Origin of the sequence: Paenibacillus sp. FSL K6-0276, assembly GCF_037977235.1 — a bacterium.
Taxonomy (GTDB): Bacteria; Bacillota; Bacilli; order Paenibacillales; family Paenibacillaceae; genus Paenibacillus_AQ.
Map to the genome: position 1 here is coordinate 4531851 of NZ_CP150276.1, position 26128 is coordinate 4557978.

At 44.8% G+C, this 26128-nt stretch carries 19 protein-coding genes; 2 read left to right on the forward strand and 17 right to left on the reverse strand.

Translation table 11 applies throughout. The annotated features are described in order from the left end of the window. Positions 1-15: 15 nt before the first annotated feature. From MHH52_RS21450 to MHH52_RS21465, 4 genes are read right to left on the reverse strand one after another with little or no spacing between them, the layout of a single operon-like run. The gene (locus MHH52_RS21450; RefSeq protein WP_340004359.1) at positions 16-1671 is read right to left on the reverse strand and encodes an alpha-glucosidase; all 1656 of its coding nucleotides are present in this window, start codon (positions 1669-1671) and stop codon (positions 16-18) included. 23 nt (positions 1672-1694) lie between these two features. After that, positions 1695-2534, reverse strand: a complete 840-nt coding sequence (locus MHH52_RS21455; protein WP_340004360.1) for a carbohydrate ABC transporter permease — start codon at positions 2532-2534, stop codon at positions 1695-1697. Beyond that, positions 2521-3399: a sugar ABC transporter permease gene (locus MHH52_RS21460; protein ID WP_340009763.1), complete on the reverse strand. Its 879-nt coding sequence runs from the start codon at positions 3397-3399 to the stop codon at positions 2521-2523. The genes MHH52_RS21455 and MHH52_RS21460 overlap by 14 nt, the downstream gene beginning before the upstream one ends. A 2-nt stretch (positions 3400-3401) precedes the next feature. Then, positions 3402-4715: an ABC transporter substrate-binding protein gene (locus MHH52_RS21465; RefSeq protein WP_340004361.1), complete on the reverse strand. Its 1314-nt coding sequence runs from the start codon at positions 4713-4715 to the stop codon at positions 3402-3404. A 336-nt stretch (positions 4716-5051) separates the two neighbouring features. Here MHH52_RS21465 and MHH52_RS21470 point away from each other — a divergent pair, with 336 nt between their 5' ends. Then, positions 5052-6062, forward strand: coding sequence for a LacI family DNA-binding transcriptional regulator (locus MHH52_RS21470; RefSeq protein ID WP_340004362.1), 1011 nt, complete (start codon positions 5052-5054; stop codon positions 6060-6062). A gap of 176 nt (positions 6063-6238) precedes the next feature. Here the strand turns inward: MHH52_RS21470 and MHH52_RS21475 are convergent, their stop codons facing one another. From MHH52_RS21475 to MHH52_RS21525, 11 genes are all read right to left on the reverse strand, one after another. Next, the gene (locus tag MHH52_RS21475) at positions 6239-7354 is read right to left on the reverse strand and encodes a glycoside hydrolase family 88 protein (RefSeq protein WP_340004363.1); all 1116 of its coding nucleotides are present in this window, start codon (positions 7352-7354) and stop codon (positions 6239-6241) included. Next, a complete protein-coding gene (locus MHH52_RS21480; RefSeq protein WP_340004364.1) occupies positions 7335-9209 on the reverse strand; it encodes a DUF2264 domain-containing protein in 1875 nt (624 codons plus the stop codon). Before MHH52_RS21480 ends, MHH52_RS21475 begins: the two co-directional genes overlap by 20 nt. 23 nt (positions 9210-9232) lie before the next feature. Further along, complete coding sequence (locus tag MHH52_RS21485) at positions 9233-10831, reverse strand: helix-turn-helix domain-containing protein (RefSeq protein ID WP_340004365.1); 1599 nt, start codon at positions 10829-10831, stop codon at positions 9233-9235. Beyond that, a complete protein-coding gene (locus MHH52_RS21490; RefSeq protein ID WP_340004366.1) occupies positions 10806-12578 on the reverse strand; it encodes a sensor histidine kinase in 1773 nt (590 codons plus the stop codon). The genes MHH52_RS21485 and MHH52_RS21490 overlap by 26 nt, the downstream gene beginning before the upstream one ends. A gap of 131 nt (positions 12579-12709) precedes the next feature. Next, positions 12710-14077: an extracellular solute-binding protein gene (locus tag MHH52_RS21495; RefSeq protein WP_313638564.1), complete on the reverse strand. Its 1368-nt coding sequence runs from the start codon at positions 14075-14077 to the stop codon at positions 12710-12712. A 139-nt stretch (positions 14078-14216) separates the two neighbouring features. Then, the gene (locus MHH52_RS21500) at positions 14217-14999 is read right to left on the reverse strand and encodes a carbohydrate ABC transporter permease (protein ID WP_313638571.1); all 783 of its coding nucleotides are present in this window, start codon (positions 14997-14999) and stop codon (positions 14217-14219) included. A gap of 63 nt (positions 15000-15062) precedes the next feature. Continuing rightward, positions 15063-15968 (reverse strand): sugar ABC transporter permease, encoded by a 906-nt coding sequence (locus tag MHH52_RS21505; RefSeq protein ID WP_340004367.1) that lies wholly within the window; start codon positions 15966-15968, stop codon positions 15063-15065. A 189-nt stretch (positions 15969-16157) separates the two neighbouring features. Continuing rightward, complete coding sequence (locus tag MHH52_RS21510) at positions 16158-17117, reverse strand: MATE family efflux transporter (protein WP_340004368.1); 960 nt, start codon at positions 17115-17117, stop codon at positions 16158-16160. A 148-nt stretch (positions 17118-17265) separates the two neighbouring features. Next, positions 17266-20196 (reverse strand): insulinase family protein, encoded by a 2931-nt coding sequence (locus MHH52_RS21515; protein ID WP_340004369.1) that lies wholly within the window; start codon positions 20194-20196, stop codon positions 17266-17268. Positions 20197-20349: 153 nt separating this feature from the next. After that, the gene (locus tag MHH52_RS21520) at positions 20350-20823 is read right to left on the reverse strand and encodes a hypothetical protein (protein WP_340004370.1); all 474 of its coding nucleotides are present in this window, start codon (positions 20821-20823) and stop codon (positions 20350-20352) included. Then, on the reverse strand, positions 20820-22082 hold the full coding sequence (locus tag MHH52_RS21525; RefSeq protein ID WP_340004371.1) for a DNA polymerase IV: 1263 nt from the start codon (positions 22080-22082) through the stop codon (positions 20820-20822). Before MHH52_RS21525 ends, MHH52_RS21520 begins: the two co-directional genes overlap by 4 nt. Before the next feature lie 419 nt (positions 22083-22501). Here MHH52_RS21525 and MHH52_RS21530 point away from each other — a divergent pair, with 419 nt between their 5' ends. Further along, positions 22502-23380 carry an AraC family transcriptional regulator gene (locus MHH52_RS21530; RefSeq protein WP_340004372.1) on the forward strand — a complete coding sequence of 293 codons (879 nt, stop codon included), beginning with the start codon at positions 22502-22504 and terminating at the stop codon, positions 23378-23380. Positions 23381-23428: 48 nt separating this feature from the next. Here the strand turns inward: MHH52_RS21530 and MHH52_RS21535 are convergent, their stop codons facing one another. Together MHH52_RS21535 and MHH52_RS21540 are read right to left on the reverse strand one after the other, a co-directional pair. After that, positions 23429-25618, reverse strand: coding sequence for an alpha-galactosidase (locus MHH52_RS21535; RefSeq protein ID WP_340004373.1), 2190 nt, complete (start codon positions 25616-25618; stop codon positions 23429-23431). A 269-nt stretch (positions 25619-25887) separates the two neighbouring features. Then, positions 25888-26127, reverse strand: coding sequence for a glycoside hydrolase family 2 protein (locus MHH52_RS21540; protein ID WP_340004375.1), 240 nt, complete (start codon positions 26125-26127; stop codon positions 25888-25890). Position 26128: the final 1 nt, after the last annotated feature.

A 26128-nucleotide genomic window follows, 5' to 3' on the forward strand; every position in this document is an offset into this window, starting at 1 on the left:
TAATAATAACCCTCTCTATTTAAATAATAGCGGCTCATGCATCCATATTGCGGCTTCATTCGGCATCAGAGTTACCAGATCTAAGCCGTTCACTTTATCTCGGAGGCTTGATAAAACACAAGTTGCTTCCCCATCCAGTAATTCACTAGGATCAATCTGTACGCTATGGTTGTCATAGTTCAAGGCCACGAGCGCTTTGGTATTATTTTCTTTCAATGTCCTTACGTATAATATAAGATTGCCTCTGCGTTCCAGCACATCATAATCCCCGAACTGAAATACGTTCAGTGTATTGCGCAAATTGAGAAGCTTTTTATAATAATGAAGCAGTGAATTCGGTTGATTCCTTTCGGACTCCACGTTTAATTGCTCGTAATTCGGACCCATGCCAATCCATGGTGTTCCTGATGTAAATCCGCCATATGGGCCTGCATTCCATTGCATTGGTGAACGGGACGCATCTCTTCCCTTCGCATTCGCAATTTTCAAGGCTTCCGCCCAGGTAGCCCCCCGCTGCAGTGCGATTTCATATGCCTTCAAACCTTGGATATCCCGCATCTCTTCCAGCTTATGGGCTACGAAATTCCGCATACCAATTTCTTCGCCGAAATATAGGAAAGGTACCCCTTTCGCGGTCAAGGCCAGCGTCGCCATAAGGCGGGCCCGTTCTTCCTCAATCTCCGGATCCCCTTCACTAAAGCGCGAAATAACGCGGTCCATATCATGACTGCCGAAGAATAACGTAGGAATCTGATCCGCACCGTGTACCTTATCCATCGTCTTAAGCTCGGCAAATAGGTTCTCTGGGCTAAATTCCTTCTGGCTTCCCAAATTGAAATTAAAGACAACATCAAACTTACCCGTTCCGCTATAACGCTTCAGCATGTCCATATCTTCGGAGCCGACCTCACCCACCATGAACATTCCACTATAAGCATGAACAAATTCACTGATTTCCTGGATGACTTCCATAATTCCATCTTGATCCTGGTCATGCACATGCTTCTGTTCACCTGTTGCTTCATTCATCGGATTATCCGGGAATTGATCGGACACTGATAAGAAGTTGATAACATCTAACCGGAAGCCGCTTACGCCTTTGCCCAACCAATAGGCCATAACATCCTTCATCGCTTCTTTTACTTCGGGATTCGCCCAGTTCAAATCGACCTGTTCTTTCGCAAACCCATGATAGTAATACTGTTCCGTTGCAGCATCCCATTCCCACGCGGTTCCGCCAAAAAAAGACTCCCAGTTGTTTGGAGCTCCGCCGTTCACAGCGTCCTTCCAAATGTACCAATCCCGCTTCGGGTTCGTCCTTGAGGATCGGGATTCCTTGAACCACTCATGCTCTGAAGACGTATGATTCAGGACAAGATCGGCAATCACTCTGATCCCACGAGTCTTCGCTTCCTGAATAAACCGTTCGAAGTCCTCCATCGTTCCACAATCTGGATCAACCTGGAAATAATCTGCAATATCATACCCGTTATCTACTTTTGGAGACTTATAGAACGGTGTTAGCCAGATGCCCCCAATTCCAAGATCCTGCAAATAATCTAGCTTGGAAGTAAGACCATTGAAATCACCAATCCCATCCCCGTTGCTGTCACAGAAGCTTGGCATATACACTTCATAGAATACCGCCCCATTCCACCACGGCTTTTCCAATCGATAACCCCTCCTGCGCTGACCTATTTTAAGTTAAATTGCATACCTTCCTGGAACTTCTTGCCGAAAATAATAAACAAGATAATGATTGGCAAGGTGAGCATCACTGCACCGGCATACATCGGACCCGGATACGCTTGATACGGTCCGAACATCTGGGATAATAAAACGTTCAAGGTTAACATTCCGTCACTTCGGACGACGATCATATCCCAGAGGAGCTCTGTCCAACGTTCCATTAGCAGGAATAAGAATACAACGGCCGTAATGGACTTCGACATAGGCATCATAATCTTATATAGGATTTTGAAATCGGATGCTCCATCCAGCTTGGCGGCTTCAATGAAGGCGTCGGGTACCGCCTTAAAGAAGTTGGTGTACATGAAGATTCCCCATAAACTCATTGCCTTGGGAATAATGAGCGCCCAATACGTATCGAACAGTCCTACTTTTTGAATAATTAAAAAGTTAGGGATGATCAAAATGATCGCCGGGAAGAACATGTGGAACAACACAAAGTTGTTAATGGAGTCTCTCCCGCGGAATTTCAGCTTCGCCAGCGCATAAGCCACCATAATCGCGAACATCATCATTAAAGCTGTAGATATCAATGAAACGAACACACTGTTAAAGAAGGCGTGGATCCATGGTCTTGTAATCCCGGTCTCACCGCCTGTGAAGAGCCATTGATACGAGCGCAGCGTGAATTTCGTCGGTATAAGCATCCGGTCTACCTGTGACCAATCCGCAAGTGAGTTCAATACCATATATAAATAGGGGAATACCATAATCACGAGCAGTACGATCGCAATAAGATAGCGGATCGATAGCCGGAGCTTGGTGTTTGAATTAGACCCAACCATTGCGCTTACCCCACATTTCCAGAATTTTTCGGATCACGAAGATGGACACAAATGTCGCAACCGCAGCCATAATCGCGATAGCTGATGCATAACCTGCCTGCAGGTTTTTAAATGCTTGACTGTATATTTCCATTTGCCATGTATTCGTTGCATAGTTCGGTCCGCCGCCTGTTAATTGGTAGACCTCAGTAAAGATACCGAATGTTGCACCAAAGGATAAAATTAAGGTTGTATAAATCGCAGGGTAAAGCAAAGGTAACGTAATTTTCCAGAACTTTTGGCTGTCTTTCACGCCATCAATCGCCGCTGCTTCATATACTTCCTGATCAATACTTTCTAAACCTGAAGTAAGGATTAACGCATAGTAACCGGTAAATTTCCAGGCCATAATCATCGCGACGACGAACAATGCCGAGAAAGATCCTCCAAGCCAATCAATATCAAGACCTAACCGTTCCCGCAAGAACGTCTGGACAGGACTTGTATGTGACAAAAAACCTTTAACAATAAGGGATGCAACTACCCCTGAGGATAGGTAAGGCAAAAAGAACCCAATAAGAAATACAGATTTCAATTTAGGTAAGCCTTTTACAATCACCGCAACAAAAAGCGACATGGCTGTGACAATCGGTACAAATACGATCATAAATTTGTACGTTACCCAAAATGCCGATCTTACTCCCGGTGTGCCTAAAGCTTTGGTAAAGTTCTTAAATCCTACAAAATCATAGGTTGGTGAAATCAAGTCCCAGTTAGTAAAAGACAAATATAGAGACCAGATAAGCGGCCCTAAAAAAAATACAGTCGAAAAAATAAGGTAAGGGCTGGCAAAAAGCCAGCCTAACCGATTATTATTTTTGTCAATCATTATTGAAGTTCCCCTTCAATCGCCTTCTTCATATTGTCCCAACCTGTTTTTGGATCAATCTCACCACGAACTATTTTGTTAAAGGCCTCTTGACCTATAAAGGTTTGCAATTCGTTGAATTTTGGATTGTCCATGGATGGAACAGCATTCGGGATTGCTTTTGCATACTCTAGCAATACAGGCGTTTTTTCAAATACAGGTTTAAATACTTCATTCGTACCTACATCATCACGTGCTGGAGGCAGGTTCGTTTCTTGGAAAAAGGCAACATCGTTCTTGTCATCCGAGTAGACCCACTTGATGAATTCTACTGCAGCAGCCTGTTGTTCTGGGCTTGCCGATGCATAGATAACAATTCCTTTTGCATCCGCAAATGTTTTTGCATTCGCTGGATCCATGCCGTCCGGAACAGGAGGCAATGCTACTTCAAAGTTCTTCTTGTACTGAAGTTCTGGATATTTCTCAGCCCACGTGTTGAATGTCCAAGGACCCACATCTGTAAATACGCCCACGCCATTTTCGAAAGGTTCAGTTACATTCTGAGACAACAGACCTTTTTCCTTGCGAAGGTTGTCCACGAAAGAAAGAACCTCTACACCGGCTTTTTCGTCGCCTACAAATTCGCTACCTTCAATGAATTTGTTACCGTCTGAAGCTGCATTGTACAACATAAAGAAGTCGAACCATCTTTTCCAAGATGTAGGGTCTGCTAAGTCAGGTTTCGCCCAAAGATATTTATCTGGGTATTTTGCTTTTAATTTTTTCGTTGCGTCAATCACTTCGCTGTATGTTCTCGGAACTTCGTTCACACCAGCTTCTTTCAAAATATCCGTTCTCCATCCGAACAACATCGCATTCGAGTAGATTGGAAGAACATATTGATGACCATCCGCAAATTCCCAAGATTCAATCGTTTTGGTCATATTACGTTTTGTCACAATATCATTGAAGCCAGCTATCGTATCCAAAGGAACTAGTGCTTTACTGTTCGCAAGTTGCGCTGCAAAACCACGGCTAATGTTCTCAGTCATCGTCGGTGCGCTTCCACCCGCAATTGCAGCTTGGATACTTGCCTCAGAAGTTGGGGACTCCTTGATCGCACTTACGTTAATTTTCACCTTAGGGTTAACAGTCTCATACTCTTTGGCGATTTTTTGCCAATATGCTTGTTGAGTCGGGTTAGGTGCTGCCCAGAACTCAATGGTAGTTACTCCATCTGCTGAAGTGCCTGAATTACTACTCTTCGATCCACAACCGGCTAGAATCGTGAATACGAGCGTAAGTGAAATTAATACTGCAAGCTTTTTCTTCATAAAATAAAACCTCCCTAAAGTATAGATGCACTTTCGCACAACATTTTGTAATCCACAAATCAACTTTTGTAACGTTACTTTAATCGTCGAATTCATGTTTTGTAAGCGTTACAATTGCTATTATTATGGTTTTAAGCGAAATTGTCAACCTATTTTTCGATATTTTATATTACATACACAATTACCAACATTATATAATAACTTTACAAAATTAATTTGTAATGTTAAAATAATTAAGTGTTGTAATGTGGCTTTGCAGTATAATCTTTAGTATTATGAGATAAAGTATGGAGGAATATTCTTAGCACTTTTATTTTAGAAAGGACGTATCTTCGCATGAAAGTGAAGGTAACAATGCAAGATATCGCCGATCGATTAAATATATCGAAGAACTCAGTTTCTCAGGCTCTGTCAGGTAAAGACGGTGTCAGTGAGGAAACGAGGGAATTAATTATCGATGCAGCGAATGAGATGGGTTACATCTATTCGCGCGGGCGCAAAAGCACAGAAGAAGAAGTTGGAACCTTTGTCATTTTGGCATCAGAATTCGCATTTTCCAAACGCAACTTCTTTGGAGAAATTTATTTGAGCATTGAGAAGGAAGCAGCAAAGCGAAATAAGCGTATGGTTATTCAATCTATTGATAAGCATGCTTCTGAAAATTTGATCCTGCCTCCTATATTATTGAATCAATCCGTAGAAGGAATCTTGATTCTGTCCCATATTACGAACCCTTATATTCAGGCAGTGACCGATACAGGGATTCCCACCGTGTTAATTGATCACCATCATCCTGATCTTATGGCCGACAGTATTCTCACCAATAATCGCTATGCCGCTTATACAGCGGTGCAACATTTAATTGAATTGGGACATACCCATATTGGCTTTATCGGCAATATTCAATTCTCTCCAAGCTATTACGAGCGCCTGGAAGGTTATCGCCTGGCCCTTTACCAGGCTGGAATTGAATACAACCCGATGTGGGTAATTGATCGTGCAATTGAAGAAATGGATGATGTATTCAACTCTGTACAAAAGTTGGATAAGCAGCCGACGGCTTGGTTCTGTGTCAATGACGGATTTGGATTCTTAATCAATTCCGTTGTGTACAAGCTTGGGTATCGCATCCCCCAAGATGTATCCATTGTCAGCTTCGATAATGGACAATTGTCACGAATAACAACGCCTTTGACCACAACGATGGATGTAGATTTGTCTTACTTTGGACGTAAAGCCGTGGAACAGCTCTCCTGGCGTATTGATCATCCTGAGGAGCCTTTTGTGGAAATTCTCCTTCCAACCAATCTGATCATTCGGGAATCCACACAACATCCAAATGTATAATCAGATCACAAAGACAGAAATATTTAATGGATAGTAAATCCATACATACCACAAAAAGGGAGTGTCCCAAAAGCCATGAAATGGCTGCTGGGACACTCCCTTTATTTTAGATTAGGATGTATGTTGACGCTCGTTGTGGACGCTCCGCGAACGGACCGCTGTTCCAATTCATCCTACTACCAATATCCTCGAATTCCGGTCTGCATGCGAATCAACGCTTCCAGATAATAATAGTCTCCCCAAATCATATGACCATCAGGCACGCGTCCACCTCTGACATGATAAGAGCCATGCTTCAGAAGTCCCTCCGCCTCCGGATTTCCAGACGTCGCATAATGTTCCACCAGGGATTTCATGCTGCGGATTAGGGCTGCTTCATAAATAGCACGGTCCGGATCATCTGCGTCCAAGAGATCCAGCAGTTCCAGAAGACCGGAAGCCGCAATCGCCGAAGCCGAGCTGTCGCGAGGTGTCCCAGGCTCCACCGGTACATCGAAATCCCAATAAGCAACGTTGTCCTCCGGTAGATGGCTGATGAAATAATGGGCCAAACTTTTGGAGGTATTAAGAAAATCTTCATCCCGTGTATAACGATAAGCTAGAGCAAACCCGTATATTCCCCACGCCTGGCCACGTGTCCAAGTCGATCCGTCTTCATATCCTTGATGTGTTCCTCCACGGATTGCATTTCCGGTAGTCGGATCAAAATAAAAAGTATGATAAGAGGAAGCATCGCCACGCACAAGAAATTTACGGCTCTTTAGCGCATGCTGGAGAGCTATATCATAATAGCGACTGTCTCCCGTTTCCTTCGCAGCCCAGAACAGCAGGGGCAAATTCATCAAACAGTCAATAATGATGCGTCCCGCGTTCTCGGGATCACTCTCTAGTCCCCAGGCCTGAAGAATCCCGGCTGGTTCACGCCAACGCTTGCACAGCGTATCTGCAGCCTGTAGTCCAACTGCCCGCGCCTGTACGTTTCCTGTTATTTTCCACTCTGCTACCGCAGTCAGCGAATACAAGAAACCAATATCATGATGGTCAAGGGCGATGTGATGATCTAGACGATGTTTGAAGTTTCCCAACCAGGAAGCTGCCGCCTCCTGATAGAATGAATCTTTGCCATATTCGTAGGCAAGCCACATCATGCCAACATAGAATCCCTCTATCCAATCGTCATTGTCTCCCCATTCGTACTGCTGCCCCTCGGCGATATGAGGCAGTTTGCCCGGATGGCTGGTGATATTGCTTCCGACCTTGTGAATTGCATGCTCAATTGCCATTTTCCACATCTTTGTTTCTCCTTTCCGATAAATCAACAGTATGCAAAAGTTCACCGTTACTAGGATCATATACAGCAATCCTTCCGTCCGACTGCCGCTGAATAAGCGGCGGCGAAGCCAGACTGGCCTGGTTCTCTGGGGTATTCGTCGCTCCAAAGACAGCAGATATCAATATCTGATCTCCCGGTTCCAGTCTGGAGCACAAGCTCGGAAGAAGCGTCCGCGGCTTCAGCAGATTGGTATTTGGCTCGGGATGTACGCACTCTCCCCGGTCAAAGCCGCTTAGCGAATGTATGGCACTAATTCCCCAAGGCAACTGCACTGAGACAGCAGCGGAGGAAACAATAATCGTTTCCCGTTCACTGCGGGAGAAGCCAGTAGACTGGCCAATGGCAAATCCACCCTCCGCTACTTCCAGCCGCCGGGCGCTATGAATGCTGTGAATACGGACATGCCATAGACCTGCCGGAATAATCCATGTCTCCACATGTCCATCGCTCCAGGGATACCAGCGGGAATATACATAGCTATCCCCGATTTCCCACGTCTCGCAGAATCTGCGTACCCGGTAGTGTTCATCGCATTCGCTCAGTGCCAGCGTAGAATCGTAAGCGCCTTGAACCAACCCGTAACCCGCTTTCGGGACACTGAAGCCGAACAGAGTGGAGTATGCAAACTTGGAATATTTGGCCGCGCTATGGGCCATATCGAAGTTAGCCATCTGACCAGAGGTATAGGCAATGACATGCTTATTTCCTTCCGGACGGCTCACAAGCATACGCGCCTCTTGGAGAGGTAGCATCTCTTTCAATACAGGCAGAGGCTCTTCCTCCGCCTGCCAAAAAGGATGATCATCCGGCAATGCAAGAATAAGCATAGCTTTAAAGGCCCAATACGGTGATCCGGGTGCGTTGTAGTTCTCTGTCATTACCAGATTCGGATAAGCATATCCGATGCTAAGCAGTCCGTCTATTCCCATAATAGGCTTTTCAAACCACCAACGAAAATGACGCATTATGATGCCTTTGAGAACTCCATATGAAAAAGGAAGTACCTCAGCATACACCAGCGCACTCCAGAAAGAGACCTGCGCAAAACGATAGGTCAGACTGCGTCCAAAAGGAATGGCGCTTCCGTCCTCAGCGAACCAATAAATGAAATCTTCGGCAAATCGCGCGGATCTTTCCCGGTAAACTGCAGCCCTCCGGGGATCATCATCTGCCATCAATTTAGCGTATATCAGCGTATAATAATGCATAGCAAAAGCGATATAATAGTCCCTCTGATCCGTCAGCCCATCGGAATACCAACCATCACCCAGGTAGTAGGTATCAATCTTCTCCAAATAGTCATCCATTATCTCTTGATCGTAGGGCAATCCGATTTTCTTAAATCCCACATTCACAAGAACCGTGAACATTAGCCAGTTATTCGGGTTGGAACGATCCACATGATTGATCTGGTTCAACCAGTTATATACATGCGTTTTCTGTGTATCGCTCAGTGGCTCCCACATCTTATGCGGTGCAAGAGCAAGCCCCAGTCCCAGCACAGCCTGCTCTACCATTCTTTGGTCTTTAGTGGAGAACTCACCCCAATATTCTTCATGCTCAGGGTCTGTTCCGTTGATAATCCCCTTGAGGAACATTGGCCAGAGAGCACTCTCCCCACCACCGCTGGCATGGGGAACAAGTCCCCATAAAGGACGGGCGAAGGCTTCCATAAGCGCGGTAGCTTCATTGTGTATTGATCCTGTAGCTCCCATATCGATTCCTGCACATCCAGAAGTAAATCGGCTCTCCAACGGAGCATATAGGTCATTTAGGAACATCTGTAATTCATTTTTAGCACCATTTATTTCCATAGCATGGGTCCTCCTATCCACACTCAATGCCAAGCCGCATATTCACTGGGCCTCATGCCCATTTCTCGTTTAAATAGCTTGATAAAATAACTTTTGTTGGCATATCCCAGATACTCGGAGATCTCTTCCACAGTCTTTCCAGACTGATTAAGCAACTCTTTTGCCTTCTGAAGCTTTAGCATATTTACATATTCGATGAAATTCTGGTTTGTTTCCCGTTTGAACAAGCGGCTGAAGTAGCTGGCATTCAAGTTCAGGCGTCCAGCCATGTCCTCCAGCGTTATTTTCTCCGTTACATGACTGATCACAAACTGCTGGGCTTTGATGACCTCGCTCCGTTTGGACTTGATGGAGAATATACTTATTTTCCGCGCTAATTCCTCCAAATACTGAACTAACCAATCTTCCAAATGCTCTAACGTTTCAATGTCACCCACCACGCTAAACAGCTTCTCTTCGGCCATAGGCAATGGAGATTGCAGCAGCTGTTTCGTCTTCATTTGCAAGTCCATCAGCAAGCGGAGCACACATTCCTTAACTTCATTTGGATGGAATTTTTGCGATGCCACCCATTCACTCCATTCCTTTACATGAACACGAAGCTCTGTTTCCCTGTTCAGGGCAATATCATCATTAATAACAGCGTACACACTTCCATATTCGGCATAAATATCTTCTCTCGAAAAGCAAATCTCTTCAAAACGGTGGATGCCCGCCGCTGGAAAATAAAACCGCTGGATCTTTTCCTTTAGCATCCGCTGCAGTGTTCCGCGAATTTCCTCAGGACTGCGCGCCTCAGCGCCAAATATGCAGAAGACGGACAGCTTGAGATATTTCTCTACCGCAGAGGCTGCATTTTGAATGGAATGATAGATCGCTTGGTGGTCTCTGGAAGACTGGTCGCTGCAGAAGAGAATAACAATCTCCTTATGGCTGTATCTCGAAATAAATAAACTGTGATCAGCCTCAAGCACTTCCTGCATAATATTCTCGACTGCAAAAGAAATCGTATATTCACTCATCCGGCGCACTCGGGAAGCTTCCTCTGGACGGTCAATCACTATAAGCAGCGGAATATAGGTCTTGGCATGGATCATAATTCCGTTTGACTGGGCCTGCTCAATCCAAGCCGCCTTGTCCCAGGATTGGTACAACGTATCTTTTAGAAACTTTTCTTTCAGCGCGGCGCGGTTTTGTGACTGCTTCCGTTTATAAACCACCATGTCCGTATGCTGCTGCCTATTCAGATCCACTTCCGTCACAAGGGTTCTGAGCGCTTGCTGCAGCTGCTCGATATCCAGTGATTCCTTTAAAATATATTCACCTACGTTTAACTTCAGCGCCTGCTGGGCGTACTTGAATTCGTTGTGGCAGGACAGAATGATCGCACGGATTCCGGGCTTCACCGCTCTGAATTTCTCAAGCATCTCCAGTCCGTTCATCTTGGGCATGCCAATATCGGTAATAATTAGATCCGGTGGGCTCTGCTGTGCTTGTTCCCAAGCCTCCAGACCGCTATAATAACATCCGATGAGTTCAATACCGAGCTCACTCCAAGGCACGGCCTGCGACAAATAACGGATAACCGGATAGTCATCATCCACCAAAATTGCCGTCAGCATTCTCCACACCTACCTTTCCGTAATCCAGTGGAAACTCCAGACAAATCTCCGTGCCCACATCAGGTTCGCTTAAAATATTCAGCTTGAAAGAAGCGCCATAAATCATGCTGAGGCGTTGGGCCACATTTCGTAAGCCTATGCCGGAGAACCCCCTTCTGTCCTCCTCTGTAATTTGCTCACTGCTATATGCGGTTTCACGAAGCCTCTTTAAAGTCTCCGGAGACATCCCGATCCCATTATCCTTAATCGTGATAACCAAGGTTCCCGTAGTTGCAACAATACGAGCTTCAATAAATATCTCGCCGCCAAACTGCTCGAAGCCATGGATAATGGCGTTCTCGATCATAGGTTGGATCATAAACCGGGGCACCAGCGCTTCAGCGCTCCCGTCCGTTAAATTCATTTCCAGCCTGACCTGATTGGCATGGCGGAAATTCATCAAAGTCACATAATGGGATATCGTATCCGTCTCCTCACGAAGCGGGATAAACTCGTTATCTCTGTTAAAGGTCATTCGGAGCAAAGACGACAGCGAACCAATCAACTCAGCATTCTCCCGGTCGCCTTGCATCAGAATATTTAACCGGATCGAATTCAGCAGATTAAACATAAAGTGCGGATTGATCTGTGCCTGCAGCATTTCCAGCTCGGCCTTTCTTTTTCCCGTTTGCTCATAAGTGATTTGTTCAATCATAGACTCGATTCGATCCAGCATCTGGTCGATGGTGCGGGCCAGCTGTGCCGCCTCATTATTCCCACGGATTAGCGAACGTTCGTCCAATTGACCACGACCAATTCCCTTAACAAAAGCACTTAATTTTACGATAGGCTGAGTTAGTTTAGAGATTAGAACGGTTAATAGCACGGAAAACAAGGTAAAGAAAAGAATCTGCACGGCCAAGCTAATAAATATAATCTGCTTATTCTTCGACAATGCCGCTTTCAGTGGAATAATGCTTACCATCCGCCATTTGTTGCTGCTCAGCTCCTGGTCTACATACAAGAATTTCTCCCCGCCGATATCGACGGTGTCAAACTCGCCATCCTTTTTCCACCAGGTCATCGTTTCACCAATTCTGGCCGGATCGGCATTCGAGACTACAGTTCCCGTATCATCCAAAAGCATCATTTCTTTACCGTTATTGTTATTTAGGTAAGGGCGGAGCTTGCGCTCATTGATGTTGATAATCATATATCCGATCGTGCTGCTGGAGGTCGATTGAATCGGTCTCGCAATGGTTACCCAATTGGCTGAGCTCCTATCAGAATGGTTGTAGTACGTATCGTGTTCCGCTCTCCAATAAGTCGAAATAGGTTGAATTTGTTTCAGCAGCGACATCCAATGCTCGTTGTAAAAGTTTTTCGGATTGAAGTCGCTGTAAGGATAACTGGTATACATAAATCCATTCTTTCCGATTAGCGTCACTTTATAATATTCTGTTAGAATAAACATATCATCCAGCATCCGCGACATACGGTTATACTGGATGATTTGCTTCGCTGAACGGAGCGACTCTGGATCGGCAGACATCATCTGCCTTATTTCGCTGTTATGAAGTACGAAGTTGGACTGTTCCAGCGTCTGTTCAAAAATGGCATTCATATTGGCACTGGATGCGTTCAGGGATTCTCTTGCGCTGCTAACTGCCTTCTCCAGAATGAGATCCCGGGTTAAATAATCAGTAGCCATATAAATGCAGACAAGCGGAATCAGTACACAGATCAGCGAAGACCAGACAAGTTTCATACGGAGTGATTGATGCTTTCTAAACACGGATGACAGGCCCCACATCTGTTTGAATTTGGAGCAGGAGACAGAAATGCTTTCCTGCCCCCACAGTATAACCTCCCTTTGGAAAGCGTACAATCAGCCTCCGCTTACTTTCCGCTATTGTTCTGAACGACTTCCGTAATTTTCTTATCGATATTGACGACTGTAACATCTAGATCCTGTTGGCCAAGAAGGTACATCTCCGCTTCCGGAATAATGATGTTCTTGGCTTCATCCGCATATTTAGCCGGAACCGGCGCCGCACCAGATTTCGTGTTCTCCATCGTATATTTCAGGGAATCGACATCAATCTTAGAGAGATCCTTGGAGCCACTCACAATCGTATCCACCAGCTTGTTAGCATCCGATTTCGCCCAGCCAGAGAAGACACGTCCGCCTATTTCCAGTCCTTCTGAGGTATACCAGCGCACAAAGGTGTAAGCTGCTTCCTTATGCTTGGATTTAGCGGCTATTCCCATATAGGTCGCCTGCATGGGTGAGTAATGTTTGCTCTCACTATCAAGCCGAGGGAGTGGCGCAAACGCTGTAACAAAGGTTGCCGGGATGGCATCCGTTCCGCCCGATTCCGCAACCATCCAGTCTCCCATCGGAAGCATCGCTGATAAACTGTTGAAATACTGATTCCGGTAAGCCAGCTTTTGCGAAATAATATCCTCATAAGGAGTGGCGCTCTTATCTTCGTACATCATTTTCTTCATCATCTGCAGACTTGCCTTAAACTGCGGGTCCAGCGCATTGGAGGTTCCGTCTGCTTTTAGAAAAGTATTGTCCGCAGACTTGCTCATCAGCTGGAGCTGGAAATAATCCGGCCAATTATGCAGATACGCTCCAAAACGCTTTGCCGCACCCTCACCCTTGGTCAATTTCTTGGCATACTCTTCGAAATCCGCCCAGGTCCAGTCGGTCGGAACCGGCAGACCAGCTTCATCTAACATTCCTTTGTTAAGGAGCACGAACCAGCGCTGCATGGAAGACGGTAACGCATAGATTTTGCCATTGACCGTAGTGTCCACCAGGTATTCATCTGAGAGCTTATACCCTTCTTTCTGAATATAGTCGTCCATCGGTGCTAACAAACCGATATCCGCACGCTGCGAATAGTTGGTATAGGGCAGTTCGACAATATCCAGTGGGTCGCTCGCAGCAGCCATCAAATCCAGCTTTTGCATGGAGGCTACAGAATCACCTTTTTCATTCAGCAGATCTACTTCCACATGAATGTCGGGATGCGTCTTCTCAAACTCGGCGATAATCGTACTCCACTTCGCTTTGGCTTCCGTCTGCCAGGTACTCAGCTTCAGAGTAACCTTCTCCGCTGCTGCAGGCTCTTTATTTCCACCAGCATCAGGCGCATTGGTCGCTCCTGCATTATTTGTTTTCGCATTTCCGCCGCAAGCGGCCAATGACAACGCCATCGATGTGATGATAAGCACGGATAATAATTTCTTTTTCATATAGACCCTCCTATAAATGTGTTGGGTATAGCTCGCTTTACAGCCAGTGCAATGTAACTGCTTACAAGAACATCCTAACATGCAGGATAGACGAGGAAAGTTCTCATATTCTACCGAAGAGAAACTATTTTGACTTTTATTATCCTTTCACGCCTCCGAGGGCAATCCCCTCGATAACCTGCTTCTGGCCGAGAGCAAAAATGATCAACAACGGCAGAATTGCGGATACCGCTCCAGCCATCATGAGCGAATATACATCCCCGTATTGGTCCCCAAACAACCGGATTCCTAACTGAATGGTAAACAGCTCTTTAGACTTTAAAAAAATGAGTGGATATTGATAGTCGTTCCAGGTCCAGATAAACCGCAAAATAGCATAAGTAGCTACAGCGGGACGGATCAGCGGAAATGCAATTTGTAGAAAAGAGCGAAGATGACCTGCTCCATCCATCCGCGCTGATTCAAGATACTCGTTGTTTACCCCCATAAAAAATTGCTTGAGCATAAACGCACCGATAATACTAAAGCTGTTAATTAAGATCAATCCTATATGCGTATCAATCAGATTCAGCCAGTTAAACAGTAGAAACTGTGGAACCAGCGAAGCCTGCGGAGGAACCATGTAAAGTGCCAATATAACTACAAACATCGCATCTCTACCCGGAAAACGCAGCTTGGAGAATCCATAAGCAGCCAGTGAACATATCAGCACATTAATTATAGTCGTGGTCAGCGTAATATAAATGGAATTTCCGTAATAACGAGCGAAGTCACCTGACCAAACCTGTTTGTAATTTTCAATGAGGTTCCACTGCTGCGGCAGCCATTGAATCGGAAAATTAAACACATCTTTCTCCAGTTTAAAGGAAGTGGATAACATCCATAGAAACGGTAAAAGAAATGCGATACCTAGCAGTCCCATTGCGATTGTCCAGATGGTTCTGGATAGAAGCTCTTTTCTCACTGTAATTTCTCCTTTCTGCCTTTAATAATTGACCCATTTTTTTTGCGCTAACATCTGCAGGGCTGTAATGATCAGGCAGATGAGGAACAGGACAAGTGCCATGCTAGAGGCATAACCAGTCTTCAACTGGTTGAAGGCAGTGTCATATAGCTCATAAACGATAACGGTCGTGGAGTTAGCCGGTCCGCCCTGTGTCAGTACTTGGATCAGATCAAAGATCTTAAATGAGCCGATGACCCCCGTAACCAGCAGGAAAAACGTAGTTGGCGAAATGCAGGGAACCGTGATATTGCGGAATTTCCGCCAGACGTTTGCGCCATCAATATCGGCCGCTTCATAAAGATCCTTCGGAATACTCTGTAAACCAGCGATAAAAATAATAATGTTGTAACCTAGCTGAATCCATATCTGGATCATCATAAGTGACGGCAGAGCATAATGGATATCAGCCAGCCATTTGGGCGGATTATTCCATCCCAGCGACATCAGAAATTGATTAACAGGTCCTAGTGAGGGATGGAACATAACCTGCCAAACCATAGCGATGGCAACTACACTGGAGATGTATGGAAGGAAATAGATCACTTTAAACAAATCCTTAAGGAAAACATGTTTATCAATCAGAATGGCCAGCAGTAGAGCAATGATGATCGTAACCGGCACCGTGATGATAAAGAGCAAATTGTTCTGCAAGCTTTTCATAAAAGCATCATCATGAAACAGTCTTATGAAATTATCCACGCCCGCGAACCGGATCCCCCCTAAACCAGCCACAAAGTTCCAGTCCGTGAAGCTTAACAGCAGCGAACCCAGCACCGGGATCAACGTCAAGATGATCAGCCCCAGCATAAGCGGAGCGACGAATAAATACCCAGCGATCGCTTCGCGCGTATCCATTTTTAGATGAAGCCCTTTTTTTCGTATCATAGTTCTCCTCCTTTACTTAATCATAATTATAGAAAAAGTGGGCACTGATCATAAGAACTATAATTGTTCATTTTGGAACTAATTTTACCAATCCTTCAGTTGTGAATTCTTTGGGATACGCAAAAAAGCGCGAGCAAAGCTCCCGCCATCCACTACTTTTTTATTTTTCCACGTAAAGTAAAGATCGTTTTACACGGACGCAACCTCTACAACACCTTTTCCAGCTCCAGCTGTACTTTTCAGTTTTTTACTAAAAATAACAAACAATATGACGCCCATCAAGCTCGTTATAACTTCTGTTATGGTCATTGACCAGATCACACCATGTAGTCCAAAGACAGAATGTAACACGATAATCATAGGGATAAACAATACGCCCTGTGTGATGGCCATAATGTTGGTTGGTACTCCCTGTCCGGTCGCTTGAAAAATACTCATAAACAAACCCGTAAAACCATTAAATAAAGCAGAGATTAGCATAGCTACCAAAATATAAGTTCCCATACTTAACACTGAAGGGTCATTAGAGAAGAAATGAAGGATCGTTCCTCTAAACAGAAACACTAGACTTACAAATACAATAGCAATGCCTCCGATATAGGCAAAAGCATGTTTAATCGTTGATTTAAGTCTCGCCATATTGTTACTAGCAAAGTTAAACGCAAATAGTGGAATCAAGCCTAAGAATAAACCCATTGATAAAAATTCCGGAACTTGCACAATTCTTAACGCCACACCGAATCCAGCTACCACATTCTCTCCATAATGAATTGAGTAGTTATTTAGCAAAAGTGTGCTCACAATTAAAAAACTAAATTGCAATAACTCAGATACACCTATTTTGTACACTTCTAATTGATCTCGAACAGATATCTTGAAATGCTTCAAAAATCCTCTTAAATGCTCACTTTTCGTTTCTAAAAAATAGACGTAATAAATCGCGGAACCCACATTTGCTAACACCATCGCCAAGGCAGCTCCAGCCACATGCCAGTTCAGCACAAGAATAAATAGCGGATCAAAAATCAAACTTAAGGCCGTACTGATGAAGATGCCGTACATAGATTCTTTGGAGGCACCTTCCGAGCGGACTAGCTGTTCCAGGGCAAAATTCAGAACTATCGCAAATCCACCAGCAAAAAGAGTCAAAGCATAAGCCTTAGTAAAATCAAATGTTCCCTAACTGTCAAGGTTCTAACTAAATTAAAAAAGCTCCTTTTCAGCACTTGTCATTTAGTCAAGTACTGAAAAGGAGCTAATATAGTGACTAATTTCGGACCCAGCTGGATTCAGCTGGTCAAATCACTAGTTCCTCTAGACTTCCGAATAAAGCTTTTGCCGATTTCAGCTTGGATGCATTGCCGACTACAGTGAAATAATTCTGTTCCGTCACTGCCTTAAGCAAATCGGCGTACTGTCTGATGTCTTCCGGTGTGGCCGACAAGATTTCATCCCGTTCCTGCTGCAGCTCGGCCCCGGTCACTTGTTCAAAATAATGCCGGTCCGCCCGTCGCCCCTGTGCGCTTGGACTCAGCGGCTGGTCCAACATGGACAGGGTGCCGATAATCGCTTTGGTCATCTCGCCTTGATCCGCTTCATATCCCTCAGCAAAACGATACGCCTGATCATAAACCTCCAGCGTCTCCTGCAAATTGGGATCACGGTAGGAAGTGAACAGCATCATTCCATCTCTCCGCAGAATCAGGCTTCCGCCATAAGCACCGCCCTTCACGCGCACGGCATTCCACAGATAGGTGAGGCTCAAGATTTTCTTGAGCACCTGCATTTTGCCGGAATACGTAAATCCTAGCTTGTTGAAGTCGTATCCCTTGACCACATATTGCACCTGGCTGGAAGACATGAATCCTTCATTGTCCGCATGTCCCTGTGCCGTAAGTTTAGGCATATTCAGCACTGGCCGATCCTGAATATCTAGCTTCGCTACATTAGCAACGAATTCTTCATACAAATCAGGTGTACCGGTCACGCTGATGATCAAATTCTTCGAATTGAATAAAACCCTGCAGATATCCTTCAGCGTGTCCGCCACCTCGGCCCCCTGCTGATCGAACGTCTGGGCAAGCTCGCGGATAAAGCGGTAATAAGTAACGCCGCCCTGTTGTTCCTGATACGCTCCCATATCCGAGAAATAGGACATCAGGCGGCTGGCTGCAATCTCATTCCCTCTTTGATTCAGAATTGATTCCATCTGCGAGGCTTCCCGGCGGACGATTTCCTGCAGCTTGGTCAGATTGTCGAGCGCACTTGTATAGAGTATCTCTCGCAGCAGGTCCAGTGATTCACCAATATGCCCCGCCATCACCTTCACCAGCGCAGAGAATTTAGGCTGATAACTCGCCCCCGTAGCTTTTGCAGCGCCAAAGAGCTCATTCCTGAAATATATGCCCCCAGTTTTGATCCCGATTTCACTGGTGAGCTCTTCAATGCTGTAAGAGGCAGTCTCCATTTGGCCCAATACCTCAGCCAATAGCACCAAATAAGGAATTCGTTCAGGAGCTACAACACCCGTATCCCAATAAAGCTTGCAGTAAGCAATCTTATGGGTAGCTACCTCATGGTGGATCACCTTTATGCCCTCATGGACTTGTTCATGGGTCGGCACCTGAGGTTCTACGCTGCGGTTAATATCCTGTAAAGACAAGCTCGGTAGCTTCTGTAAATCTTCGGCTGCATCCGCACGACTCTGCCGCGCCAGAAGATGCTGTGTACTCTGAACAAGCTGCTCCAACTGATCTGGTTGCAGTGACGCTTTGTATTCACTCAATTGATGCTGAGTGGATGCTTCCTTTTCAGCTGCGATCGTCTTGGACGGGTTCAGCACCACCACACTGCAATGATCACTGTTCAGCAAATAGTCCTCAATCAGCTTCTCAAAATAACGGTCCGCAAGCTTTTCCCGAATGGCCGTGAGCACCTCTTCATAGCGCATGTGAGTAGTCGGCTGACCGTCATAGAGCCAGGACTTCATCACTTCGATATTGTAAGTAAGACCCTTCGGATACTGGTTAAAGTCCGCTTCCCGCAGTTCAAATCCCTTGCTGTTGACCGCTGCCAGCACCAGCTTCTCATCTAGTCCGTCCTGGGCCAAACGCTTTAATGTAGTCTTCACCAGCTCCACGAAGGCATCTTTGGAGGAGGCATTGGAATGCGTCAGCGTAATACCAAGCAGCGGTTGAACCATACTGTCGGAATAAAAAGCAAACGCGTCTTTGCCCAGTCCGCTTTCGAGTAAGGCTTGCTTGAGCGGAGCTGCGTTGCTGTCCATCAGCATACTTTTTAAAATATCAAAAGCGAGGTTCAGTTCCCGATCTGTAGAAGTTCCAATCACATAATTCAGACTCAAATAAGTCTTATCAGTGGCTGCTTCTGCTTCCAGAATCGGATAATCCGCTACCAGCTCCGACATTCCAATGGGCTGTTGTAGGGGAATGGAAGTATCGAAGCTGTTTCGTTCATAACGACTGAGATATTCTTGGTCTATAAATTTCAGCTTTTCTTCAATATTAACGTCTCCGTAGAGATAAAAATAACTGTTGGACGGATGATAATAATTGCTGTGCGCTTTAAGAAACTGCTCATACGTTAGTGCAGGAATCTCCTGTGGATCTCCACCTGAGGAATGGCGGTAAATCGTGTCCGGATATAATGACTTTTTGATTCTGTCCATCAATACCGTAGTCGGCGAGGAATATGAACCCTTCATCTCGTTGTAAACCACGCCTTTATAGATTAACTCATCTTCGGGATGCTGAAGCTCGTAATGCCAGCCCTCTTGCTCAAAAATCTCCTGTTGCTTATAAATATTCGGCTGAAAAACACTGTCCAGGTAGACCTCCATCAAATTGGAGAAATCCTGATCATTCCGGCTCGCCACCGGATACATCGTCTTATCCCCAAACGTAAATGCGTTCAGGAACGTCTGCATCGAGCCCTTGAGCAATTCTACAAAAGGTTCCTTCACCGGATATTTCTCCGAACCGCACAATACGGAATGCTCCAAAATATGAAAGACCCCTGTGCTATCCTCAGGTGGGGTCCTGAAACTTACGCTGAATACCTTATTGTCATCCTGATTCTGCACGAACAGCAGCCTGGCACCGCTCTTCAGATGTTCCATCGTGAATACGGCGGAATCGATCTCCCGAATAAATTCCTCATTAACGACCTGAAATCCATAATAAATGTTGCCTGTGGTCAAGCGGCTCATAGATTTCCCTCCTCTGTTTAGGGATATAGTAACTCTACCCTGAGCTTATCATATCCCTGGGCGTTTATTCCATCAGATAGATGGCTTCCGGGATTAATTTCTGATTCACATAAAACAAGGCCGCGCTAGTATAATCACTGACGAAGCCTTGTTTTATGTGAAGTGACCTTTTAATATTGCTCCGAGTTCAGCTGTGTATTTAGTCAACCTTAAGCTTATCTCTGTACGCATAACATCTCGAGTTAGTCCAAAGCGTTCCTGATATCCTCGGCAAAAGATTTTGTAATACACCAAGAATTCCTCCTGCTCATCTGCAAGCACCCTGATATTCCGCTGTTTCAACTCTTTTTGCAACTGATAGGTATCCTGCATGATCCGGCGTTGAATGGCTTGACCAGCCATCAAATAGGCGCGTTTAAGAATGTTACTGGAGTGCTCGATCTCTTTCAGGCTCTTGCTAACCATGGTGTCTATGTAAGGAAGCAAAATGAGATCACGAACCATCGTACGTTCCTCAATAGTTATCATTTTATCTGTGTTCTCACGCTGTTGTTCCTCGTACTGCTCAACATGCTCGGTCATGATCATTTTCGTTTTCCAGCGTTCATTACCCTCAAGTTTACTCATTTATAGTGACCTCCAATCTGTTCAGCTCTTTCTAGGGCAACACCGGATTCAAGCATAGATGAAGCTCTGATTAGAGCTTTACTGCCATAACGAGCTTTTATTTGATCGATTGTGCGTTCTTTGTTGTAAGCCCGAATCCTGTCATCAAAGAGTGTAAGTTGGATGACGCTATCATCAGATAGGTTAGACAAGGAAATCGCTAATCGACCTATGGGAAGGCCCGACCAGTTGTCTGCAAATAATTTTTGCGCAGCTGCAGCTACTTCGTGCGTTAATGATGTTGGTTCGGGCAATGTCATCTGGCGCTCGTAAGAGTTTGAACGCTCTCCGTCCGTCTCCAAAACTGAAATAGATACCACCGATCCCATATAACGATACCGCCGCGCTCGCTGACATACTTCAATGACGAGTTCAAGCAACACAACCTCAATATCCGTATGCCGGGTGTATAAATTCCAACGCAGAGCCTTGCCATGTCCCACTGATTTGATCTGATGACGCATTCCTGTGACCACTGGACTAGGATCTAGCCCGCGCGCAGTTTGCCAATAATATTCCGCTTGGATATCACTCTGCTTACCCATGGTGGTTCGCATTCGTTGCTTAAACTCTGACAGTTCCATTCGCGCAATGTCTCCAATTGTGGTTATACCCATACGCCAAAAATTCTTGGTCATTCTAGACGCTACCATAAACATATCCTGTACAGGAAGTCTCCAAAGGGTCGTCTCTAATTGGTCAAAAGTAAGTTCGTATATCCCATCCTTCATCTTTTTGGCGTAGTTATCTGTCGCCATCTTTGCCATAACCTTAGTAGATCCAATGCCTACCCGAGTCCAGACTCCAGTCGAAAGTAAAACATGATGCTGAATTTTATGAATCATATCCTGCAGAGATCCTCCGAAATATGCAAGAGATCCTGTGACATCCAGAAACTGCTCATCGATACTGTAGGGTTCTACCAGATCGGTATATGTCCGGTAAATCTCTGATATCAAGAGCGATACTTTAATGTAAGTCCCCATGCGTGGGCGTATTACGATTAGCTCTGGGCATTTTGCTAAAGCTTCACCTACACGCGAAGCCGTTGTTACACCCTTTGCTTTTGCAATCGGGCAAGCCGCCAACACAATACCGTTCATTCTTGTCGGATCCCCAACTGCAACAGGTTTATCTCGATATTCAGGATGGGCAGCTTTCTCCACAGAAGCGTAAAATGCCTGGCAGTCAGACAGTAGAATGACGCGATCCTTAAGCATGACGTTTTTCCTGCACTGGTTGCCATGATAGGTTATTTGTTGCCAAGAACATGCGAGGAGTTCCTGTAGTTAGACAGCTTGCTCGTATGCGGCCGTCACATATACTGTGTATTTCAATTTTCCGCTGGCTGATATTTCTCGCTTTATCCTGATATATAATTTCAATTATTTGGCCGATGCTTATTTGCATGCGATCGCCTCCATAAAAATAAGAACACTTGTTTGTATTATATGCGTAATCGGGAATTTTAAGCAACAAAAAAGGTGAGGTAATTTCCCCCACCAAACCCTGTATTTTGCCCAGAATAGTCAACAGAGATTGAACAGATAACGAAAAAAGTTTACACTTTGATAAAGTAAACAACAGTAGTAATTTATTGATCTATACTCAAAAGTCTATCTAGAAAGGAAAGCTGCTAATGTTCCGTTCCTCCTTTACCTTTCGCTCGGAAGAAGAAGCATCCATGCTTCTGTTTGATTCTATCGGCTGGGAACAAGTCGATTCACCTGCCTATTCATTCAACGGCCAGAACCGGACGGAGAGAAGTTGTGTTATTTTTCAGTACACACTATCTGGAGAGGGTAGAATTGAAATAGATGGGGTTGTTCATCGGTTAACAAAGGGCAAAGCTTTTCTAGTGACTGTCCCCAGTATACACAGGTACTATTATCCGGAAGAAGGCACCGAACCTTGGGAAGTTTTATGGCTCAATCTACGGGGTCCTTTAGCGATTTCACTTTGGAGCCAACTCGCCGCTCATTGCGGTCCAATTGTAGAACTCCCCCAGGAATCGGTTTCGATGGATTTATTGTGGAGTATATTCAAGGACATACAGGTTCATGAAGAAAGAGACTTGCATCTTTTAACGGGAAAAGTCTTTCAGTGGATCTTGTCTATGGAGAAATACCTCAAGAAACCAAATTTGTTAACCACCTATATAAAAAATGACAAGCTTCACGCCGCTATTCAATTTATGAAGGATGATCTGCATAATAACAATCTAAGCTTAGACGATGTCGCCGCTCATGTTGGCGTTTCCAAACATCATCTTTGCAGACTGTTTCAAAAAAACATCAATCTTTCACCCTTTGAGTATTTAAAAAGACGGCGGATCGAGTTGGCAGCTTCTAAACTTAAAACAACAGATTTGACCATCAACCAGATCGCCACGGAAACCGGATTTGACAATGCCAGCTATTTTGGAAAAGTTTTCCGATCTTATTTTGGGGTCAATCCTTCGACGTACCGAGAACAGGATCTAGAGTTCCTAACCAAGCATGTGTTTTTCGAAAATTAATTCATATAAAAAAGGAGCAAGCCACTGACCGGCTTGCTCCTTTTCTTATTAAACTTCTTTAAGTACGATAAGTAAACTTTTAAAGTCGCCCTCAAGTTGTGGAAGGTTGAGTCCGAAGTGCATCAGCTCATCTCCTCTGTACACCTCACCGTTAAGCTCAAGTCTGTAGTTTTTAGCTGGGTCGAGTCCTTTCAACCGCAATTTGCGCAGAGGTGCATTAGGCTCAGCAAGAACTCTGAAGTACGTGGCAAAAGCTTCTTTTTTATCAACCGAAACAAACATCCACGCTGTCTGATTACCCTCAAAAGGACTAAGCAGTCGATAGAAATCACCAAACTGAATCAGCATTCTCAGTTCCTTGTACTCTGAAACCTGCTTCCGGATAGCTTCGCGTTCAGCTTCAGAGAGTTTGGTCATATCTAGTTCGTAGCCGAAACTACCAGACATCGCGACATGACCACGTGTTTCCAAAGGTGTTATACGGTGCACCTGATGGTTAGGAACAGCCGATACGTGAGCACACATAGAACTTGAAGGATACACAATACTTGTTCCATATTGAATCTTCAATCTTTCAACGGCATCTGTATCATCGCTAGTCCAGGTCTGTGGCATATAGTGCAGCATTCCTGGATCAAATCGTCCACCACCGCCGGAGCAGCTCTCGAACAGAATATGTGGGAAACGGGTGACGATACGTTCCAACACATCATACAGCCCAAGAATATAACGGTGAGCCGTTTCGCGTTGACGTTCCGGAGGAAGAAGGGCAGACCCAATCTCTGTCATATTCCGGTTCATATCCCATTTCACATAAGTAATCGGAGCCGACGACAGCACGGAGCTAACCGAATCCACAATATAATCACATACATCCTTACGGGATAAATCCAGAACAAGCTGCTGGCGAGCTAACGTTCTTTTATGCCCTGGTACATGAAGACACCAATCCGGATGCTCACGATAAAGATCACTTTCTGGCGATACCATTTCCGGTTCGAACCATAATCCGAATTCCATGCCCATTGCCGTAATGTCTTCCCCAAGTTTTCCGAGACCTTCTGGAAGCTTGCGACGATCCTCTACCCAATCTCCGAGGGAGCTGTCGTCATTATCTCGCTTTCCAAACCAGCCGTCATCCAGAACAAACAGTTCAAGGCCAAGGTCTTTGCCTGCTTGAGCAATTTCTTTGATTTTATCTGCGTTGAAATTAAAATAGGTCGCTTCCCAGTTGTTGATGAGAATAGGGCGCTTACGATCACGGAATTCGCCTCTACATAGCCGGGTCCGATACAGACGGTGGTAGGTTCTTGATAATCCACCAAGTCCTTGACTAGATCTTACCAGTACAGCTTCAGGGGCTTGGAAGGATTCTCCCGGTTCAAGCAACCACTGAAAATTAAAAGGCTGAATGCCGATGCCCACTCTGGAAATTCCATATTGATCCACTTCCGCTTGCGCAAGAAAGCTTCCGCTATATACAAGACTGAATCCGTATACTTCACCGTGATCCTCTGTTGCATCTTTTGCAAGCAAGGCCATAAAAGGATTCTGCTGGGAGCTACTAGCGCCGCGTTTACTGTCAATTCGGTGGATACCAGGTACGAGTGGTCTTTTGTGGATATGACGTTCTCTAGTCCAAGTACCAGATAATTGCAGCATGTCATAATCAGAATCATGGAAGTCAACATTCGCGCTCAACACACGTTTCAGAACCACATTGTCCTTACCCTGATTCTCAATTCGCACGGAACGCGTTATAACATCCTGATCATTAAATACGGTGTAGCTCAATACAGCTATCAGTCCGGTTTTGTCATCCTGAAGAAAGAGTTCCAGTGTCTCTGCTTCTTCTTCACTTTCAACATAGGTGGAAGGTAGTCCCTTTAATGTAGGCTTTCCTTTATTAATCTTATAGCTCTTATAAAGGAAGTCCGTAATGGTCGTACCATCTACCAAATGAACCTCAAGCGCTGGTTCTCGGAAATCACCATTTCCATAAGACGGAAATTCACTTGGAAGGGTGTCGAGAGAGATCCTTTTGTCCTCCATCGTGTAGGTCGGGCTAAAAGAGCAACGTTCCACCAGATTTAGTGGTTGCTTGAATTCTCTACCTTCCAATTTAGGACCCCAATAGACATGCGCTGGAAGTTCACCTCTAATGATTTCAATAATATAGCTGGATTGCTCAGACTGTAAATGAAATACCTTGCGGCTGTCATCATAATAAATACTCATAATATCCTCCTACTCTTCTGATCAGATCTTCTTGTAATGTAACCGGCTTGATTTATCTCGTTGTTTGAAGTCTATTTTAAAGATAAATGGAAGGGGATACAATCTGAATATCTATACCTTGAGTAGTAAAATATTGATCTCTAAAAGTTACATATTACGATATTAAATTCTAGCAAAACAATAAATGATTATTAGCGGCTATAGTAAAAAAAATACATTACAAAGAAGAGGCCCCGTGTTAAGGACCTTCTTCCTGAAAACCATCCTATTTAAATATCAAAGACGGAGCGTAAAGTAAGCTGTGCACGAAGTTCCTCCGCTGTAGCTGGCTTGTCGAGATCTTTTTTAGCAATTGTAATGGTTCTAGTTGTACCACCCGACATATCAAAATAGTTGTCGCTGAAGATGGCATCTCTTTCCTTGAAGTCCAGGCCGACAAAACGAGCATAGGCCTTGGACTTCACAGTTAGCCTGACCGTAAGCTTCAAGGCCTTTTCTATAATCATCATA